The organism is Actinophytocola sp., from assembly GCF_036378875.1.
In the GTDB taxonomy this organism is placed as follows: domain Bacteria; phylum Actinomycetota; class Actinomycetes; order Mycobacteriales; family Pseudonocardiaceae; genus Actinophytocola.
This window is the reverse complement of sequence record NZ_DASUVO010000042.1, coordinates 1-18,779: the sequence shown is the minus strand read 5'-3', so window position 1 is coordinate 18,779 and position 18,779 is coordinate 1. Positions and strand designations below refer to the sequence as shown.

Genomic DNA, 18,779 nt, shown 5'->3' with positions numbered 1-18,779 from the left:
GCGGTCGGTGCCGTCGCTCATGATCAGCCGGTCGGCGGTGGGGTCGTGGCACAGCCCCCAGCCCTCGCCGTCGTAGCTGACCCGGCTCTCCTCGGCGAGCGAGTCCTTGTCCCGCCGGATCGCGACGCCGTCCTGCCAGGTGATCTGCCAGATCGTGTCGTCGGCGACCGTGATGCCCTCCCCGAACAGGTCGGCGGGCAGGTCGGTCTTCTGCTTGACGTCGCCGGTGGCGGGGTCGACGGTGCGGATGCTCGACTGGCCCTCGAGCCCGGTGCCCTCGTAGAGCACCCCGTCGACCAGCTCCAGCCCCTGCGTGAAGGCCGCGGGATCGTGCGGGATGGACTCGATGACGTCCGCGCGGAGGGCACTGGACGGGCGGGTGGGGGGCGGGGTGCTGGCCGGGTCGCCCGAGCAGCCGGTCAGCAGGAGAAGGCCCGCGATGGCGAGAACAGCTCTCACGCTTTCCAGCGTCGCACGACCGCTGTCCCGGTCTGTTGGCCGGTGCGGCACAATCGGTGGCGATGAGCGTGCAGCAGTCTGACCTGAGCGACCCCGCCTTGGTGACGGAGGTCGACCTCGCGCGCGCCGCCGCGCAGGAAGAGGCGGGCGATGAGCGCGTGGGCGACTACGTCTCGTACCACATCGAGGACGAGGCGGCGGTAACCCATCTCTTCGAGGCCGACAAACCCGGATACCGGGGTTGGCGGTGGGCCGTGACCATCACGTCGGCGGGTGTCGACTCCGACATCACCGTCAGCGAGGTGGTCCTACTGCCGGGCCCGTCGGCCCTGGTGGCGCCGGAGTGGATCCCGTGGCAGGAGCGGGTCCGGGCCGGTGACCTCGGCGTAGGAGACCTCCTCCCGACCGCCCCGGACGACCCGAGGCTCGTCGCTGGCTACGTCGAGTCGGACGACCCCGCGGTCGAGGAGACCGCGATGGAGTTGGGCCTTGGCCGCCAGCGCGTGATGTCCCGCCCTGCCCGCCTGGACGCCGCGGAGCGCTGGCAGCAGAGCGACTTCGGCCCCCGCTCCGACATGGCCCGCAGCGCCCCCGCCCACTGCGGCACGTGCGGCTTCTACCTGCCACTGGCAGGCTCCCTGCAGGCGGCCTTCGGCACCTGCGGCAACGAACTCTCCCCAGCCGACGCCCACGTGGTCCACGCCGAATACGGCTGCGGCGCCCACTCCGAAGCAGAAGTGGAACAGGTCTCCCCAGTACTGGTAGCAGACCTGATCTACGACGACGCCCAGTTGGACGTCGAGCCCCTGGAGGTCGTGGACTCCCTCCCAACGGCCCGGGCCGCTGCCTCGGATTCCGCCTCGCCCGAAGCGCCGCCCGCAGAGCGAGACTCGGCGGCTCCGTCGAGCGCGGACGTGACAACCCCCGAGGCCGACACGGCTTCCTCCGAGCCAGCCAAGGACACGGCACCGGCTGCCAGCGAGATCCCTTCGCCGGGGCCTGTGGAGGGCGTGGCACCGGTGGACTCTGCGGTGTCGTCGCCTGGGCCGGGACCTGCTGAGGACGTGGCGCCGCTCGACTCGGCGCCTTCGCCGGATGATTCCGTGGTGTCGTCGCCTGGCATTGAGATGGTTTCGCCGGCGCCCTCTGCTGAGGGGGTTCCCGAGGCGCCCGCTGCCGAGGTGGCGCCAACCGGCTCGGGTTTGGTCTCGCCCGAGCCCGAACCGGTTGAGGGTGACCTGCCCGGTGGGGATGAGCAGCGCGCTGGTGACGAGGCGACTTCGCCAGAGTCGACGCCTGCCGAGGACGCGGCGCAGACCGACGCCGGCGTGATTTCGCCCAGGGCTGAGTCTGTTGAGGCAGGGGAGCCGACGGCTTCGCCCGAGCAGGGTGCAGCGGTGGTGCCTTCGCCTGAGGCCGAGGTGATTTCGCCGAGGCCGTCCGCAGAGGACGCGCCGGCCACCTCTGGAGACACATCGCCCGAGACCGCCGAGCCGACCGAGGCTGGGCAGACAGCTGGCGGCGAGGCCGTTACACCCGAGCCAGGACCCGCTGATGATGTCGCTCCGGTTGACTTCGAGGCGTCCTCGCCGACGGCCGAGAAGGTTTCGCCGGAGGCGACCTCCGCAGAGGCGGTGCCGTCGGGCCCGGGTGTGATTCCGCCTGAGTCGGGGTCTGTTGAGGACGGACTGCCTGCTGGTGGCACGGTGGGTTCGCCTGAGTCGGGGTCTGCTGATGGTGTGGCTTCGGCTGGCTCAGGGGTGTCTACGTCGGAGGCCGAGGGCGTTTCGTCGGAGTCGGGGTCTGTTGAGGTGGCGCTGTCTGGCCCGGGTGTGGTTTCGCCTGCGGCCGAGTCCGTCGAGGCTGAGGTGCCAGGAGGAGATGCCTCGTCGCCTGGCGGCGAGGTTGCTTCGCCCGAGTCGGCGTCCGCCGATGTGGCTGCGGCTGACTCAGGAGTGGCTTCGCCTCAGGCTGAGGTTTCACCCGCCGTCGATTCCATTGACACCGAGCTGCCCGATGGCGATGTCTCGTCAGCTGGTGATGAGATTGTTTCGCTCGAGCACGGGCCCGCTGATGCTGACTTAGATGCGCCTTCGCCGGAGGCCGAGGACGTTTCGCCGGCGGAGTCTGCCGAGGCAGCGCTGTCTGACTCGCCTGCGGTTTCGCCATCAGTCGAGTCGGCTGAGCTGCCAGGTGGAGATGTTTCGTCGGCTGGTGGCGAGGTTGTTTCGCCTGAGCTGGCGTCCGCCGATGTGGCTGCGGCTGACTCGGAGGTGCCGTCGCCGGGAGTGGCGTCTGCCGAGGCGCTGTCTGACCCGGGTGTGGGTTCGCCTGCCGTCGAGTCCGTTGATGCCGATCTGCCTGGCGGAGTTGTCTCGCCGGCTGGCGGCGAGGCTGTTTCGCCCGAGCCGGCATCTGCCGAGGACGTGGCGTCGTCCGACTCCGGTGTGGTTTCGCCCGGCGCTGAGTCGGCTGAGGCAGGAGTGCCCGAGCCTGGGGCAGTCGAGGGCGTGACGGTGGTGGCTTCGCCCGAGGCTGCGCCTTCGGAGCCGGCGTCTGATGAGGAAGCCCTGTCTGAGTCGGGCGTCGTTTCGCCTGCAGCCGAGCCCCTTGAGTCTGACGGTGGAGATGTTTCGTCGCCTGGTGGCGAGGTTGTTTCGGATGAGTCTGAGACGGCTGAGGGTGCGTCCGAGTTAGGGGTTCCCCCGTCTGAGACCGAGGTGGATTCGCCGGAATCGCCTGGCCTCGGTGTGGTTTCGCCTGCGGCTGAACCGGTTGAGGCTGAGACTCCGGATGGAGATGTCTCGTCCGCTGATGCTGAGCTGGCGGTCGATTCAGTCGGGTCCTCGCCTGAGGCTGAGGTTGTTTCGCCAGACTCGTCCGGCTCCGGAGAGGCGTCGCGTGAGGGCGGCGAGTCCGTTGATGCCGAGGTCGTTTCGCCAGAGCCGGGGTCTGCCGAGGATGCGCCTGCTGACTCGGGCATCACCGAGGAGCCGGGCTCGGGCGTCGCTGAGACAGACTCGCCTACCGGGGAATCGGCTGCGGTGGATTCTTCCCCAGAAGCCGACCCCGTGCCCGAGGATGCTGAGCCGGGCGAGGACAGCCCGGCCCGCGATGTTCCCCTCGAGGCCGCGCCGCCCGCACCGATCGAACCCGTTGTCACCGCTCAGACCGCGGTGTCCGACGACGACCACCACCGCGACGAGTGAGCGATTTCTTCGGCACCGGGGACCTTCGGGAGTCGGTGCTCACCGCATGGCGGTCCTCGCCTACCCGGCTTCGTGAGGACACCAACTCCGAGGAGGACCTCGTCCTCGGCGGGTATCGGGACCGGCTGCTCATCGAGGTCGCGCAGAACGCCGCCGATGCCGCCGGCGCCGACGGTGTGCTTCGGGTGTCTCTTGTGGACGGTGAGCTGCGGGTCGCCAACACCGGGGAACCTCTTACCCGCCAAGGGGTCGAGGCGCTCGCCTCGCTGCGGGCCTCCTCCAAGCAGCACGGTGTCGGGCGGTTCGGCGTCGGGTTCGCGGCCGTCCTCACCGTCTCCGACGCGCCGCGCATCGTTTCCACCACGGGTGGCGTCGCCTTCGACGCGGAACGGACCCGGGCAGAACTCGGGACCACCGAACGGGTTCCCGTCCTGAGGCTCGTCTGGCCAACCGAAGAAACCCCGCCGGACGGGTTCGCCACCGAGGTTCGCCTGCCGCTCCGGGACGGTGTGGACGGCGTCAAGCTGCTCGACGAGTTCGCCGGTCAGGCCGTCGACCTCCTCCTCTCCCTCGACGCGCTCAGCCGCATCGAGATCGGTGCGGACGTCTGGCGGCGCGAGGGACAGGACATTCACGGGCCATCCGGTACCACCCGCTGGGTGATCGTCCGGGAACACGGCGAGTTGCCGTCCGATCCCGGTCTCGGCGCGGACGTACGACCACAGTGGACGGTCTGCTGGGCGCTCGAGGTCGACGAGGGCCGCGAGCCTCGCCCACGCGATCTGGACGTTCTTCACGCGCCCACCCCCACCGATGAGCGGCTTTCCTTGCCTGCCAGGCTCATCGCCACGCTTCCGATCGAACCGAACCGCCGTCGTGTTCGGCCCGGGCCGGCAACCGATCACGTTCTCGCCGCCGCCGCGCGGATCTATCCCAGGTTGCTCGATCAGCTCGACGACCTCGCGCGACCGAAAGCCGTGCCACTGCCGCGTTTTCCTCTGTCCGAAGTGGATGAGAAGCTGCGGCAGCTCGTGCTCGCGGAGCTGCGGACCGCCCGTTGGCTCGCACCGGCGCTCGATGGCCGTCCGCTCTCGCCAGCCGAAGCTCGGCTGCTTCCCGTGCCCAGCAAGGAACTCGCTGACTCCGTCGCGTCCTATGTGCCCGGACTGGTGAAGGCGGAACTCGTCGAGCAGCAAGCCGCGCTCGCCGCGTTGGACGTCGTCCGGTTGCGACTGTCCGATGTGGTGGATCAACTTACGGGAATCACCCGGCCACCGACGGAATGGCGTGACCTGTACGCGGCCCTTGCCAAGATTGTCGACAACGATCCGTCCGCGCTCGACGACCTCGGGGCACTGCCGGTCCCGCTCGTCGACGGCCGGACCGTGCCAGGGCCACGTGGCGTGCTCATCTCCGACCTCGACCTGTCCAGTGTGGAGGGTGTGAACGTCGTCCACCCGGACGCCGTGCACCCGCTCCTCGAACGGCTCGGCGCCCGGCACGGTGGCCCGGAAGAACTGCTCGCCTCGATGTCCGCCCGGGTCGAGCACAGCTTCGAAGACGCAGAGTCCGGTTTGGACACAATAGGGCTCGCGAACACCGTGCTGCGACTGGTTTCCGAGGCCGGCGTCCGACCGGGAGAGGAACCGTGGCTCGGCGCGCTGGCACTCCGCGCCGCCGACGGTGAGTGGCGACGTGCCGACGAACTCGCGCTCCCCGACGCCCCGTTCCTTGCCGTGCTCGACCCGGAGTCGCCGATCGGCGTCCTGGCTACCGACATCGCCGAGCAGTGGCCACCGCATGTTCTCGCCGCTGTTGGGGTACTCGGTGGGTTCACGATCGTCGTCGACGAGGCACCCGCCGGACCCGACCACGACCTCGCCGACGAAGGCGAATGGTGGGACGACCAGCCGGAACCACCGACGCGACTCGAAGCCATCCGCGACCTCGACCTCATCGCCGACGACGCGTGGCCAGCCGCGATTCGTTTGCTGGCAGGCGAACCCGACACGTGGCGGATCATGCGTACGGGCTACACGGCATGGTGGATCAGCCACCACGCGCTACTGGCCGGCCAACCCCCCGCGTACTGGCGCCTTCCGGACGCCGTCGAGCTCGCCGGTCTCCACGACCTGGCCCCCACCGACCTCGAACCGGAACTCCAGGAACTGATGGGAGTTCGCACGGGGCTCGCCGTCGAGTCCACAGAGGACGCAGTGGATCTGTTGGATCGCTTGGCGGATCCGGCGCGCACGGTGTCGCGTGGCATCACGCACCGCGCGTACACGGCGCTCGCCGAGGCCGTTCGCGACGGCGTGGTCGACCCGGTCTACCTCGACCCGCCACCCGAGATCCGGACCATCGACGGCGAGGTCACCGACAACGGCGTCGTGTTGGACGTCCCCTGGCTGGCGCTGGTGACCGACGCCTACGTGGCCGTCGACTTCGACCTCGCCGAGTCGCTTGCCGAGCTGCTCGACGTCCCAGTCGCCTCGGAGGCCGCCCCGACCACGCCGGACAGCGCCGGCGAGCCCGTCCGGTGGGCCGACCTCGGCGCGGTGGTCGACGCCTGCGACCTGGCCGACCTCGACGTGCCGCCCGGCGGGCCGATCATCCACGAGCGCCTCACGGTCGCCGGCACGCACGTGCCATGGTGGATCGACGGGGACACCGTCCACTGCGAGGACTCGACCGACGGACTCGCCAAAGCCCTAGCGTGGACGACCGACCGCTGGACCGACCGCCACCTGCTCGCGGCGATGCTGGACGACCCCGAGAACTACGTGGTCTGAAACCAGCTGTCCCCACGAAGCTAGGCACTCTCCGCGCTCATGATCCCCACTTGTCCACAGCCCACTGAGTTGTCCACAGGCAAGATCGACATCACCCCGATTGTCACCCCCTACCGGTAGACTGGCACGGCGGGACGCCCCCGGGATCGGGTGGGGGTTGGGCAACGCGCGCGCGAGCGAAATCCTGCTCGGGCGGGACTTGGACCGCTGTGTCCAGCGCTGATAGCTACAGGTTTCGCTGTGCGCCGCGGGCGCCTCGGCGGGAGGCGCGGCGTTGCCAGGCCATGATCGGGAGGCCGACGAAGCCGAGCGCGGTGCCCGCGAGTGCCGTCCACAGCCAGATCGGCGGGAACGCGTCGAACACGTACCGCCCCACGAGCAGCGTGCAGAATGCGACGAACCACAGGCCCGTTCCCACGTAGACGAGCGGCGGCAGCGCCAGCAGCCGGTCGGGCAACGGGGGAGGTGACTTCTGTGTTTCGATTCGTGCGTCGGGTTTCCCTACGTCGGACACATAAGCGAGGCTACCGGGCCATGGCGACAAGGACAGCTGTGCTCGACCGGTTCTTCCGGATCTCCGAGCGCAACAGCACCGTTGGCCGCGAGGTTCGCGGCGGGCTGGTCACCTTCGTGACCATGGCCTACATCGTTGTGCTCAACCCGCTGATCATCGGCAGCTTCCCGGACGACCCGGCGCACCCGGACAAGTTCGGTGGCTTCCTGCCGGTCGACCAGGTGGCGGCGGTCACGGCGCTGGTGGCCGGCGTGATGACGATCCTCTTCGGACTTGTCGCCAACTATCCCTTCGCGATGGCCACCGGGCTCGGGATCAACGCCTTCGTCGCGGTGTCGATCGCGCCGCAGATGTCCTGGCCGGCGGCCATGGGGCTGGTGCTCGTCAACGGGGTCGTCGTGCTGATCCTCGTGGTCACCGGGGTGCGGACGGCCGTCTTCAACGCGGTGCCGCCGGCGCTCAAGTCCGCCATCGCGGTGGGGATCGGGCTCTTCATCACGCTGATCGGGCTGGTCGACGCCGGGTTCGTGCGCCGGCTACCCGACGCCGCGGACACCACTGTCCCGGTTGGACTCGGCATCAACGGTTCGATCGCGTCATGGCCGACGCTCACGTTCGTGGTCGGGCTGATCCTCACCGGCATCCTCGTCGCAAAGCGGGTCAAGGGCGGCATCCTCATCGGGGTGATCGCCACCACGATCTTCGCGATCGTCCTGGAGGCCATTGTGGACGCCGGGCCTTCACTCGGCACCAACCCGAAGGGCTGGAACCTGGGCTACCCAGCGATGCCGGACCAGGTTGTCGACTCACCCAACCTCAGCCTCCTGGGCGACGTCAACTTCGACGCCTGGGTACAGGTGCCGGTGATCACGGCCCTCCTGCTCGTGTTCACGCTCGTTCTCACCGACTTCTTCGACACCATCGGCACCATGACCGGGCTCGGCAAGGAGGCCGGCCTGGTCGACGCGGACGGCAAGCTGCCCAACACGGGCAAGGCGCTGTTCGTCGACGGCCTCGGCGCGGTCGCGGGCGGCGCGGCGAGCTCCAGCTCCAACACCGTCTACATCGAGTCGGCGTCCGGGATCGCCGAGGGCGCCCGGACCGGGCTCGCGAACATCGTCACCGGTCTGCTGTTCATCGCGGCGATGTTCCTCACGCCGCTCTACAGCTCGGTGCCGGTCGAGGCCGCCGCGCCAGCACTGGTGATCGTCGGCGTGCTGATGATGGCGCAGATCAAGGAGATCGACTTCAGCGACTTCACGATCGCGCTCCCGGCGTTCCTGACCATCGTGGTGATGCCGTTCACGTACTCGATCGCCAACGGGATCGGCGCGGGCTTCGTCAGCTACGTGTTGCTGCGGACGGCCACCGGCAAGGCGCGTGGCATCCACCCGCTGATGTGGATCGTGGCCGCGGCGTTCGTCGTGTACTTCGCGATCGGCCCGCTCCGCGCGGCCATTGGTTGAGTGACGAGGGTCAACTCGTGAGGTATGCTAACGATGTGTCGAACGTGGAGCACGACGTAAGCCAGAGCTCCTTGACCAGCCGCCTGCGGCTGGCCGTGGTGCGGCTCAGCCGCAGGCTCAGGGCCCAGCGCACCAGTTCCTCGGTCACGCTCACCCAACTTTCCGCACTGTTCTGCCTGTACAAGTGCGGCCCGCTCACCCCAGGCGAGCTCGCCGCCAAGGAGGTTGTCCAGCCCCCGTCCATGACCAGGGTGATCGCTGCTCTCGAGGAGCTCGGCTACGTCAGCCGTCGACCACATCCAAGTGACGGCCGTCAGGCCATAGTCGAGATCACCGAGGAGGGGCGCGCGCACATCGAGGCCGACATCTCCGCACGCGAGGCGTGGCTGGACAAGCGGCTCGCGGAACTCACCGAGGCGGAACGCGAGGTGCTCACCCACGCGGCGGAGATCATCGACCGGATGGCGAGCCAACAGGATTAGTGGCGGAAGAAAAACGAGAACTAACCACAGATTCCACAACTTCTAGAGTCGGACTGGCCGAGGCCCCGAAGCCCGCGGCCAAACGCCGGAGCATGCTCGGGGCTCTGCGCGTTCGCAACTACCGGCTGTTCGCGTCCGGGCAGGTCGTCTCCAACGTCGGCACCTGGATGCAGCGGATCGCACAGGACTGGCTCGTGTTGGAGCTGTCCGGCTACGACCCCGTCGCGCTCGGCATCGCCGCGTCGTTGCAGTTCCTGCCCACGCTGTTCCTGACGCTGTGGGCCGGCGTGCTCGCCGACCGGGTGGACAAGCGCAAGCTGCTGATACTCGTCCAGTCCGGGATGGCGTTGAGTGCCATGGTGCTGGGGCTGCTCGACGTGACCGGCGTCGTCCAGCTGTGGCACGTGTACCTGCTGTGCCTGGTGTTCGGTTTGTTCACGGCGTTCGACCCGCCCGTGCGGCAGAGCTTCGTCGGCGAGATGGTTGGGCGCGAGCACCTCGTCAACGCGGTCGCGCTGAACTCGTCGACGTTCAACCTGGCGCGGGTCATCGGACCGGCGATTGCCGGCTTGATGATCATCTGGACCGGAACCGGGTGGGTGTTCCTGGTCAACGCGCTGTCGACGGTCGCCGTGATCGTCGGGCTGTTCCGGATGAACCCGGCCGAGCTGCACCGGACGGCCGCGCCGACGTCGAAACGAGGGCAGCTGCGGGAAGGGCTGCGGTACGTGCGTGGCCGGCCGGACATCATCGCCGTGCTGGTGTTGGTGTTCTGCGTGAGCACGTTCGCGTTCACGTTCTTCACGACGCTGGCCATCGCGGCGGCGAACGTCTTCCACCGCGACGCGGACGGGTACGGGTTGCTGTCGACGCTGCTCGCGGTCGGCAGCTTCAGCGGCGCGCTGCTCGCGGTGCGGCGCAGCACGCGGCGCAAGCCGAGCCTGACGCTGCTGGTCGGCGCCGGGTTCGCGTTCGGGCTCTGCGAGGTCGTGGCCGGGGTGATGCCGTCGTACCTGGCGTTCGGGCTGGCGCTGATCCCGTGCGGCCTGGCGATGATGACCTTCATGAACACGGCGAACAGCACGCTCCAGCTGTCGGTCGCGCCGGAGATGCGTGGCCGGGTGCTGGCGCTGTACATGCTGGTGTTCATCGGCGGCAACCCCATCGGCGCGCCGATGACCGGCTGGCTGGCGGCGGAGTTCGGCGGCCGGTCACCGTTCATCGTCGGCGGTGCGATCGCGGTGCTGTCGACGGTCGCGTGCGGCTGGGTCCTCGCACGTCGCGGCGGTATCCAGATGCGGCCACGGCTGCCGTGGGTGCGTCGCGCGACGGCGGTCGGAGAAAGAGAGCTTGCGCGAGTAGATTAAGTTAGGCTAACCTTAGCTCGTCGCTTCGTGGTGGGAGCGGCAGTCAGTTCGGGAACAGCGAGACCCCCGCTCCGAGAAGGCAGACGGCACTGCCGGAGCGGGGGGCTTGTCTATCTCGGCGATGAGTTTGCTCCCGGTCGGTGGTCGTACTGTTCGAAACCGACCAGAGGAGTGGCACATGATCATCGTGGCGGGGCACATCATCGTCGGCCCGGAGCAGCGCGAGTCCTATCTCGGGAGCTGTGCGAGCGTCGTCGAACAGGCCCGGCGCGCGCCGGGCTGCCTCGACTTCGCCATCGGTGCCGACCTGGTGGACGCCGGTCGCGTGAACGTGTTCGAGCGCTGGGAGTCGGCGGAGGCCGTCGAGACGTTCCGAGGTGCCGGTCCCAGCGACGAGCAGAGCGCTGGCATGCTCGCCGCCTCGGTGGCCGAATACGACGTCGCGGACGTGCGGGTGCTGATCTGACCCGTCCGCCTGGCGCCCTGCTTCAGGGCCAGGTGTGGACCGGGGTGTTCGCCTGGGACAGTTCGCGGTAGCGCGCCAGCATCGTGGCGAGGGCCTCGTCTCGGGGCAGGCCTCGGGACTCCAGACCGGTCACGGTCTCGCGTTGCCAGGCCGAGCCCGTACGGCGCGTCAGGCAGCGTTGTTCGATCACGTCGAGGTAGCGCTCCCGGACCGAGTCCGCGACCCCGCACGCGCGCAGTCCCTCGTGGGCCATCGGGAGCAGTCGGCGCAGCACCAGCTCGTCCGGCGGCACCCAGCCGATGCCCGGCCAGTACAGCTGGGCGTCGAACGCGTGCCGGGCGCCGGCGAACAGGTTCTCCTCCGCCGCCTGGAACGACATCCGCGTCCACACGGGACGCTCCGCGGTCGCGAGTGCACGCTGCGCGCCGTAGAAGAACGCCGCGTTCGCGATCATGTCGACGACCGTCGGGCCGGCCGGCAGCACTCGGTTCTCCACGCGCAGGTGCGGCACGCCGTCGCAGACGTCGTACACCGGGCGGTTCCAGCGCCAGATCGTGCCGTTGTGCAGGCGCAGCTCGGCGAGCTTCGGTGCGCGGCCGTCGTCGAGAGCCGCGAACGGGTCCTCGTCGTCGACCTCCGGTAGCAGGCCAGGGAAGTAGCGCACGTTCTCCTCGAACAGGTCGAAGATGGACGTGATCCACCGTTCCCCGAACCACACGCGTGGCCGCACGCCCTGGTTCTTCAGCTCCTCCGGCCGCGTGTCCGTCGCCTGCAGGAACAGCGGGATCCTCGTCTCGTGCCAGAGTGCCTTGCGTAGCAGGTAAGGCGAGTTCGCTCCGATCGCGACCTGAACGCCGGCAAGGCACTGCGCCGCGTTCCAGTGCGCGGCGAAGGTCTCCGGCGGCACCTGCAGGTGCAGCTGCGCGGACGAGCACGCGGCCTCCGCCATGATCGAGTCGACCGAGCCCCGCAGCCGCTCGCGACGCTGGCCGGGGATCGCCGGACCGTCCACCGACAGCACCATGTCCTCGCCCCGCGCGGCGAAGATCTCCTGGTTCAGCAAGGCGTAGCGGTGGTTGTGCGACAGCCAGCGCGCCTTGAGGTGCTCGTCCCGCAACGTCGGCAGTATGCCGATCATTACCAGACCCGCGCCGGCGTCCTGTGCCTTGGTGTCGGCGTCGGCGAGCGAGTCCTCCAGCTCCAGCTCCAGCTCGCGGATGTGACCACCGCACAACGGGCGTGGCCGCACGTTCAGCTCGATGGTGTGCTGCCCCAACTCCGTCGTGAAGGACGGGTCGTCGAGCTTCTCCAGCACGACCGTGTTCGCCATCGCCGGCTGCAGCCCGACGTCGACGAGGTTCAGCTCGACCTCCAGGCCGATCCGCGGTGGCGCGGTGGAGAACCCGCCCTCGGTGAGCATTCTCGCCAGGGCGTCCAGACAACGCTGGACCTTCAAGCGGTAACGCTGACGATCCGACCGGTCAAACGTGTCGGTCGCGACATCCTGACCCATACCGCCCCTCCCAGCCGAACCACTGACGCTCGGCGTGCGCGCGGGAAGTTCAACCGTGACACACGCCCAAAGGTCGTTGCTAGCGCCCAAAAAGGTGCATCGATCGAGATGGGGTGTTACGCAGAGCTAGACGGGCAATTGTCATCCGTAACATGACGGATCTTTAGTTCCCACGGTATGGAACCATGCAGGGGTGCTCGAGGTGACCGACCCGGACGACCCCCGGCTTGACGAATACCGCTTCCTTCGCACCGCCGACCGCAGGCCTGACCGGCCTGGCGGGCTCGGCCTGGTGATCGCGGAGGGGGTGATCGCCGTCGGCCGTATGTTGGCGTCCCACTATCCGGTGCGCTCGATGCTTGGCGTGCGCCGAAAGTTGGCGGAACTTCCGATCGACGACCTCGACGCGCCCGTCTACGTCACCACGGCCGAGATCATGGCGGAGGTGATTGGGTTTCACCTCAACCGTGGGGTGCTGGCAATGGCCGACCGTCCAACGCCGCCGTCGGCAGTTGACGTCATCTCCGGGGCACGGCGGCTCGCGGTGCTGGAAGGGGTCGGCGACCACGAGAACCTGGGCGCGCTGTTCCGCAACGCGGCCGCGCTCGGCGTGGACGGGGTGCTGCTGGGCGCCGGCTGCGCCGACCCGCTGTACCGGCGCAGCGTGCGAGTCTCGATGGGACACGTGCTCTCCGTGCCGTTCACGGCGCTGACCCCGTGGCCGGACGGACTGAAGCTATTGCAGGACAACGGCTTCACTGTGATAGCGCTCACTCCGACCGGTTCATCCGCACTGTCCGAAGTAGCCGTGCCGGACAAGGCGGCGGTGCTGCTGGGTTCCGAGGGGCCCGGGCTGACACCGGAAGCGGTCGCGGCGGCGGACGTCGCGGCCCGGATCCCCATGGCCGGCGGCGTCGACTCACTCAATGTGGCGACGGCCGGCGCGGTCGCCTTCTACGCGCTTGGCGCGAGTCGGTAGTTTGCGAGCGTGTCGATGTCGGGGATCCAGTTACGTGCGAACGGCGACCGCGCTGTGCTCGTCGATGGCGAGAGCGAAGCGGTCGCCGAGCCCGACAGCCTCCCGCTGGGCATCGAGCTGACCGACGCGCTCCACGAGTGGGCCAAGGTCGCGGCCGCGGTCAGCCGCGCCGAACCAGGTGTCGCGGCTGGCGCGGTCGTGTCCCGACGCGGTCTGCAACTTGCCGGTCGCGTGGCGACATCGCTGGGCGTCCCGGTCCGCTACGTGGACCCGCTGTCCGGTGCGGAGTCCGTCGTGGAGCCCATCCGCCTGACCAAGCCGACCCGACCATCCCGCCCGCGAGAGCCGATGCCCTGGCTGACCGGCCTCACGGTGTCGGGCGCCTGCCTGGTGATCACGGTCATCACCGTGATCACCCTGGCGGCCGCCCTGGCGGAGACCTACTCCCTCCTCGCGCTCGCGTCGAACGTGGTCGTGACCGCGGGTCTCCTGCCGTCGCTGTGGCTGATCCACCGCCAGCTGATCTGGCGCTGGGTCGCCTACGGCGTGGCGGCGGGCATCGGCCTGGCCTGGCTGGCGCTACCGTTCGTGATCTTCTGACCCCGTTTGTCGAACTCGCGGGTCCAGTTCGTTGGACTCGCGGGTCGTGGGCGTTGGACACGCGGGTCGTCAGGCCAGGGACTCCAGCCAGGTGCGGTGCAGGTCGGCGAAGCGGCCGCCCCTGCCCTCGATCAGTTCCTCCGGTGAACCGTCCTCCACGATGCGGCCGCCTTCCACGACCAGGACGCGGTCGGCGATCAGGACCGTCGACAGGCGGTGCGCGATGATCAGCGCCGTGCGGTCGGCCAGCACCGACTCCAGCGAGCGCTGCACGGCCCGTTCCGTCGGCACGTCCAGGCTCGACGTCGCCTCGTCCAGCACCAGCACCGCCGGATCCGCCAGGAACGCCCGCGCGAACGCCACCATCTGCCGCTGCCCGGCGGACAGGCGCCCGCCGCGCTTGCGGACGTCCGTGTCATAGCCCTCAGGCAGTGCCGCGATGAACTCGTGCGCGCCCACCGCCCCGGCCGCCGCCTCGATCTCGGCGCGTGTCGCCGTTGGACGGCCCAACGCGATGTTGTCCGCCACCGAGCCCGCGAACAGGAAGTTCTCCTGCGTGACCGTCACGACCTCGTGCCGCAGCGCGTCGTCGCCGAGGTCGCGTAGGGACACACCGTCCAGCAGCACCGCACCCGCCGACGGGTCGTAGAACCGGCCCACCAGCTTCGCGATCGTTGACTTGCCCGCGCCCGTCGCGCCCACCAGCGCCACCGTCTGACCCGCGGGGATGCGCAGGTCGAAGGTCGGCAGCACCACAGGGGTCGACGCCGAGTACCGGAACTCCACCGCATCGAAGTCGATCGCGCGGCCGGTGTCGCGTGTGGGCAGCGTCTTCGGCGCCGCCGGCTCCACGACCGTCGGCTCCTCCTCCAGCACGCCGGAGATCTTCTCCAGCGCGGCGATCGCCGACGTGTACGAGTTGGCGAACATGGCCAGCTCGTCCAGCGGGTCGTAGAACCGTCGCAGGTAGAGGGTGAACGCCGTCAGCACCCCGAGCTCGAGGCTGCCGTTCACGACCCTGACCGCGCCGATCGCGAGGACGATCGCCAGCGACAGGTTGCCCACCCACCGCACGGTCATCGTGAAGCGCGCGACCACGATCAGCGCCTGCTTGTTCGCGCCGCGGAAGCGGTCGTTCAGCGCGGCCATGATCGTCTCGTTGCGGTCCTCGCGGCGGAACGCCTGCACCGCACGCATGCCGTTCATGGTCTCCACGAACTGCACGATGATCTTCGCGATGGCACCGCGCGTGTCGCGGTAGGCCCGCCGGGAGCTGACGTAGAACCACCGCGTCACCCACACCAGCGGAATCAGGCCCGCGAGCACGACCAGCGCCAGTGGCCAGTCGAGCACCAGCAGCATCACCGTGATGCCGACGACCGACAGGACCGCCGTCAGCAGGCCGTCGAGGCCGTCCTCCAACAGGTCGTGCAGCGAGTCGACGTCGCTGGTCATCCGGGAGATGACCTTGCCGGACGTGTACTTCTCGTGGAACGCGATCGACAGCTTCTGCGCGTGGCGGAAGATCCGCTGCCGCAGGTCGAGCAGTACGTCCTGCCCGAAGCGGCCGGCGACCTTCAGGAACGCGAACCTGGTGCCGGCCGAGGCGACGCCCGCCACCAGGTAGCCGCCGACGCACCACGCCAGGACCGTCGTGTCGCCGGCGAGCGCGTCCGGGATGCCGGTGTCGATCGCGATCGCGATCACCACCGGACCGGAGAGCGCCAGCAGGTTCTCCAGCACCACCAAGGCGAACGCCAGCCACGCGGTGCCAAGGCGCGGCCGCACGAGCGACACGAGCAACCGCCGGGAGCGTGCCTGCAGACGGCTGCCGACCAGCGCGTTCAGTTCCTCGTTGTCCTCGGCGGCGACACCCCGCCAGTCTTCCTCGGTAGGCGTGCTCACGCGACCACCTCGTCCATCTCCTTGTCCATAGTGGACAGCAGGGCGCGGTAACTCTCGTTCGTGGCCAGCAGTTCCGAGTGCCGGCCGACCGCCGCGATCCTTCCCTCGTGGAGCATCGCGACGCGGTCCGCCAGCTGCACGGTGCTCGGCCGGTGCGCCACCACGAGCGCGGTGACGTCGCTCAGCACGCTGCGCAGCGCGTGCTCGACCTCGGCCTCGGTGTGCACGTCCAGAGCGGACAGCGGGTCGTCGAGCACCAGCACCGACGGCTTGCCGACGACCGCGCGGGCGAGCGCGAGCCGTTGCCGCTGCCCACCGGACAGTGACAGGCCCTGCTCGCCGATGCGGGTGTCGAGCCCCCACGGCAGGTCGTCGACGAAGTCCGCCGAAGCGATCCGAAGTGCTTGCCGCACCTCGGTTTCGGTCGCGCCGGCCGCGCCGAGCGCGATGTTTTCCCGCACGCTCGCCGAGAACAGCACCGGCTCCTCGAACGCGGTCGCGACCGTCCTGCGCAGCTCGGCGAGATCGAGATCCCGCACGTCGACGCCGTCGATCGTGATCCGGCCGCCCGTGACGTCCGCGAGACGGCCGACCAGCGCGGTCAGCGTCGTCTTGCCGGTGCCGGTGGCGCCGACCAACGCGACGGTCTCGCCCGGCCGCAGATCGAGGTTCACCCCGTTGAGGACGTCCGTGTCGGCACCCGGGTAGGCGAAGTGGACGTTCTCGAACCGCACGTGGCCGCGTCCCGCCGCTGGCAGGCGACGCGGGCTGGCCGGATCGGTGACCGTCACCTCGGCGTCGCGCACCTCCCAGTAGCGGGCGGCGGCGGTCGCTGCCTGGTTGGTCTCGGCGAGCAGCCAGCCGATCGAGTCCGTCGGCCACCGCAGGTAGGTGGCGACCGCGACCCCGGCGACCAGTGTGCCGACCGTCATCGAGCCGTCGACGATCGCGAACGTGCCGAACAGCAGCTGCCCGCCGATCGCGATCTCCGGCAGCACGATGATCGCCGCCCAGAGCAGACCGACGGTATGCACCTTGCGCAGCTCCGTCGCGCGCAGCTCCCTCGCCTGTTTCGCGAACGTGTTCGCGAGGTGCCGGCCGCGGCCGAACGCCTTGAGGACGCGGATGCCCAGGACGGACTCCTCGACGGTCGTGGCGAGGTCGCCGTTCTGGTCCTGGGCGCGGCGGGCGAGCACCGCGTACTTCGACTCGTACAGCGTCGAGATCAGGATCAGCGGCGCCGCGCAGGCCAGCGAGATGAGGCCGAGCACCGGCGACAGTACGAACAGGACGGCCAGCCCCACCACCAGAATGACGCTGTTGACCACCAGGAAGATCAACGCGAACGCGATGAACCTGCGCAGCGTCGACAGGTCGGAGACGGCGCGGGACAGCAGCTGCCCGGACTGCCACCGGTCGTGGAACGCGATCGGCAGTCGCTGCAGGTGGTGGTAGAGGTCGTCGCGGAGGTGCGCCTCGACGCTGGTGCTCGGCCCTGCGATGAGGCGGCGACGGGTGTAGAAGAGGACGGCCTCGCCGGTGCCGAGGACGGCGATGACGAGGATGAGGACGTAGAGGCCTTCGGTGGTCCGGCCGGCGACGGGTCCGTCGAGAATTCGCTGGATGACCAGCGGGATGGTGAGCCCGCAGATCATCGAACCGAAGACGGCCACGCCCGACCCGATCATGCGGCCGCGAACGGGTTTGAGGTATCCACCGAGACGCCGCAACGCGCTGATGGTCGTGCTGCGGGCAGGTTGATGTGACTGAGTTGTGCTCATGATCTCCCCACGGTGCCGCTCTCGACGGTAGGTGAGCCGGGCCCTCCTTGGCACCTGGTTTTCGCGGCATCGACAACGTCGCAAGCTGCCCCCAAGCGTGCGACCTCCAGTGCGGTGGAGGTCAAGCCTGCGGGATCATTCGGACATGACTCGACCGGAGGCGGTGCGCTTCCTGCGCACCCAGGCGACGATGGCGTTCCCCGAGGGTCGGCTGCTGGCACTGCGAGAGGGGCAGCTGAGCGTCCTCGCCGCGGACGGCTGGACCCGCGTCCGCACCGAACGCCCCCGCGGCTCGACGTGGCTGACGCGCGAGGAAGCCGAGGACTGGTGCGAACGCGAAGGCTGGCCCCTCAACCTACTGAACGAGGTCCCCAGATCCACCGGCGTCTAACGCGCGCGTGTCCAACACCCCGAACCCGCGTGTCCAACACACTGGACCGGCGAGTTCAACAAATCGGGATTGCACGATTTGTTGAACTCGCGTGTCAGATTTGTTGGACACGCGGGTCGTGAGGGTTGGACACGCGAATAGTCAGCGGTTGCTGCGGGTGCCCAGTAGGACGTCTTCCCAGGACGGGACGCTCGGGCGGGCCTTGCGGCCCTTCTTGCGGGCCGGTGCTGGGGGAGGGGTTGGCTCGGCCTTCGCGGCCGGGGTTTCCTCGGGGGCTTTTTCTTCGGTCGTGGGCATGGTTGGAAGGGTGGCCTGCTGGCCGGGCTCCTCTTCTGCTGCTGGTGCGGCCGGGTTCGCTGCTGGCGAGGCGGTGCTTGCCGCGGCCTTTTCCTCCGGGTTGGCTGACGTGGTCGGGCGCGTTGAGCGCGTGCTGGATTCCTTTGCCGGTGGGGACGGCGGGGAAGTCTCGGGGGCCGCGGTCTTGGCAGCGGCAGTCTTGGCGGCGGTCTTGGCACCGGCCGTCACACGGGCGGCGGTTTCCTCGGCAGCTGCCTCACGAGCCGCGGCACCGCTGTCGGCGCCCTCCTGCTCGGAGGTCTCCTTGGCGGCGGCCTTCTCAGCCGCGGTTTCCTTGGCGGCGGTCTCCTGAGCTGCGACTTCCTGGGCTGCCTTTTCCTTGGCTGCTTCGCGTTCGGCGGTCTCCTTGGCGGCTGCTTCGCGCTCGGCGGCTTCCTTGGCCGCCGCTTCGCGGTCTGCCGCCTCCTTGGCCGCGGCTTCCCGGGCAGCGGCTTCTTGCGCTGCGGCTTCCTGGGCTGCCTTTTCCTTGGCTGCGGCTTCCCGGTCTGCGGCTTCCTT

Annotated in this window: 14 protein-coding genes and 1 pseudogene; 9 read left to right on the top strand and 6 right to left on the bottom strand. The window is 69.1% G+C overall.

What is annotated here, in order from left to right; genetic code table 11:
• Positions 1-459 (bottom strand): glutaminyl-peptide cyclotransferase (locus VF106_RS10865; RefSeq protein WP_330839499.1); only part of this gene is annotated, 459 nt, incomplete at its 3' end.
• A 62-nt stretch (positions 460-521) separates the two neighbouring features.
• Here VF106_RS10865 and VF106_RS10860 point away from each other — a divergent pair.
• Both VF106_RS10860 and VF106_RS10855 read left to right on the top strand, forming a co-directional pair.
• On the top strand, positions 522-3,668 hold the full coding sequence (locus VF106_RS10860) for a DUF3027 domain-containing protein (protein WP_330839498.1): 3,147 nt from the start codon (positions 522-524) through the stop codon (positions 3,666-3,668).
• The gene (locus tag VF106_RS10855) at positions 3,665-6,460 is read left to right on the top strand and encodes a sacsin N-terminal ATP-binding-like domain-containing protein (RefSeq protein ID WP_330839497.1); all 2,796 of its coding nucleotides are present in this window, start codon (positions 3,665-3,667) and stop codon (positions 6,458-6,460) included. Before VF106_RS10860 ends, VF106_RS10855 begins: the two co-directional genes overlap by 4 nt.
• A gap of 226 nt (positions 6,461-6,686) precedes the next feature.
• Here the strand turns inward: VF106_RS10855 and VF106_RS10850 are convergent, their stop codons facing one another.
• Positions 6,687-6,974 carry a DUF2530 domain-containing protein gene (locus tag VF106_RS10850; protein WP_330839496.1) on the bottom strand — a complete coding sequence of 96 codons (288 nt, stop codon included), beginning with the start codon at positions 6,972-6,974 and terminating at the stop codon, positions 6,687-6,689.
• Between the two features lie 20 nt (positions 6,975-6,994).
• On the opposite strand from VF106_RS10850, the gene VF106_RS10845 reads away from it, so the two are divergent.
• The 4 genes from VF106_RS10845 to VF106_RS10830 all read left to right on the top strand — a co-directional run bounded on the left by VF106_RS10845 (position 6,995) and on the right by VF106_RS10830 (position 10,755).
• Positions 6,995-8,440 (top strand): NCS2 family permease, encoded by a 1,446-nt coding sequence (locus VF106_RS10845; RefSeq protein ID WP_330839495.1) that lies wholly within the window; start codon positions 6,995-6,997, stop codon positions 8,438-8,440.
• 44 nt (positions 8,441-8,484) lie between these two features.
• Positions 8,485-8,922, top strand: a complete 438-nt coding sequence (locus tag VF106_RS10840; RefSeq protein ID WP_330839501.1) for a MarR family winged helix-turn-helix transcriptional regulator — start codon at positions 8,485-8,487, stop codon at positions 8,920-8,922.
• 92 nt (positions 8,923-9,014) lie between these two features.
• The gene (locus VF106_RS10835) at positions 9,015-10,289 is read left to right on the top strand and encodes an MFS transporter (protein ID WP_330839494.1); all 1,275 of its coding nucleotides are present in this window, start codon (positions 9,015-9,017) and stop codon (positions 10,287-10,289) included.
• Positions 10,290-10,467: 178 nt separating this feature from the next.
• Complete coding sequence (locus VF106_RS10830; protein ID WP_330839493.1) at positions 10,468-10,755, top strand: putative quinol monooxygenase; 288 nt, start codon at positions 10,468-10,470, stop codon at positions 10,753-10,755.
• A gap of 22 nt (positions 10,756-10,777) precedes the next feature.
• Here the strand turns inward: VF106_RS10830 and VF106_RS10825 are convergent, their stop codons facing one another.
• Positions 10,778-12,268, bottom strand: a complete 1,491-nt coding sequence (locus VF106_RS10825) for a glutamate-cysteine ligase family protein (RefSeq protein WP_330839492.1) — start codon at positions 12,266-12,268, stop codon at positions 10,778-10,780.
• A gap of 193 nt (positions 12,269-12,461) precedes the next feature.
• Between VF106_RS10825 and VF106_RS10820 the strand changes: the two genes are divergently transcribed.
• On the top strand, positions 12,462-13,247 hold the full coding sequence (locus VF106_RS10820) for a TrmH family RNA methyltransferase (RefSeq protein ID WP_330839491.1): 786 nt from the start codon (positions 12,462-12,464) through the stop codon (positions 13,245-13,247).
• A 15-nt stretch (positions 13,248-13,262) separates the two neighbouring features.
• Positions 13,263-13,847 carry a DUF2537 domain-containing protein gene (locus tag VF106_RS10815; RefSeq protein WP_330839500.1) on the top strand — a complete coding sequence of 195 codons (585 nt, stop codon included), beginning with the start codon at positions 13,263-13,265 and terminating at the stop codon, positions 13,845-13,847.
• 69 nt (positions 13,848-13,916) lie between these two features.
• Here VF106_RS10815 and VF106_RS10810 read toward each other — a convergent pair whose 3' ends face one another.
• Together VF106_RS10810 and VF106_RS10805 are read right to left on the bottom strand one after the other, a co-directional pair.
• The gene (locus tag VF106_RS10810) at positions 13,917-15,752 is read right to left on the bottom strand and encodes an ABC transporter ATP-binding protein (protein WP_330839490.1); all 1,836 of its coding nucleotides are present in this window, start codon (positions 15,750-15,752) and stop codon (positions 13,917-13,919) included.
• Complete coding sequence (locus tag VF106_RS10805) at positions 15,749-17,533, bottom strand: ABC transporter ATP-binding protein (protein ID WP_330839489.1); 1,785 nt, start codon at positions 17,531-17,533, stop codon at positions 15,749-15,751. Before VF106_RS10805 ends, VF106_RS10810 begins: the two co-directional genes overlap by 4 nt.
• A 145-nt stretch (positions 17,534-17,678) precedes the next feature.
• On the opposite strand from VF106_RS10805, the gene VF106_RS10800 reads away from it, so the two are divergent.
• Complete coding sequence (locus tag VF106_RS10800; RefSeq protein ID WP_330839488.1) at positions 17,679-17,924, top strand: hypothetical protein; 246 nt, start codon at positions 17,679-17,681, stop codon at positions 17,922-17,924.
• Between the two features lie 141 nt (positions 17,925-18,065).
• On the opposite strand, the pseudogene VF106_RS10795 reads toward VF106_RS10800, so the two are convergent.
• A pseudogene (locus VF106_RS10795) lies at positions 18,066-18,779 on the bottom strand (hypothetical protein); the annotation flags it as partial.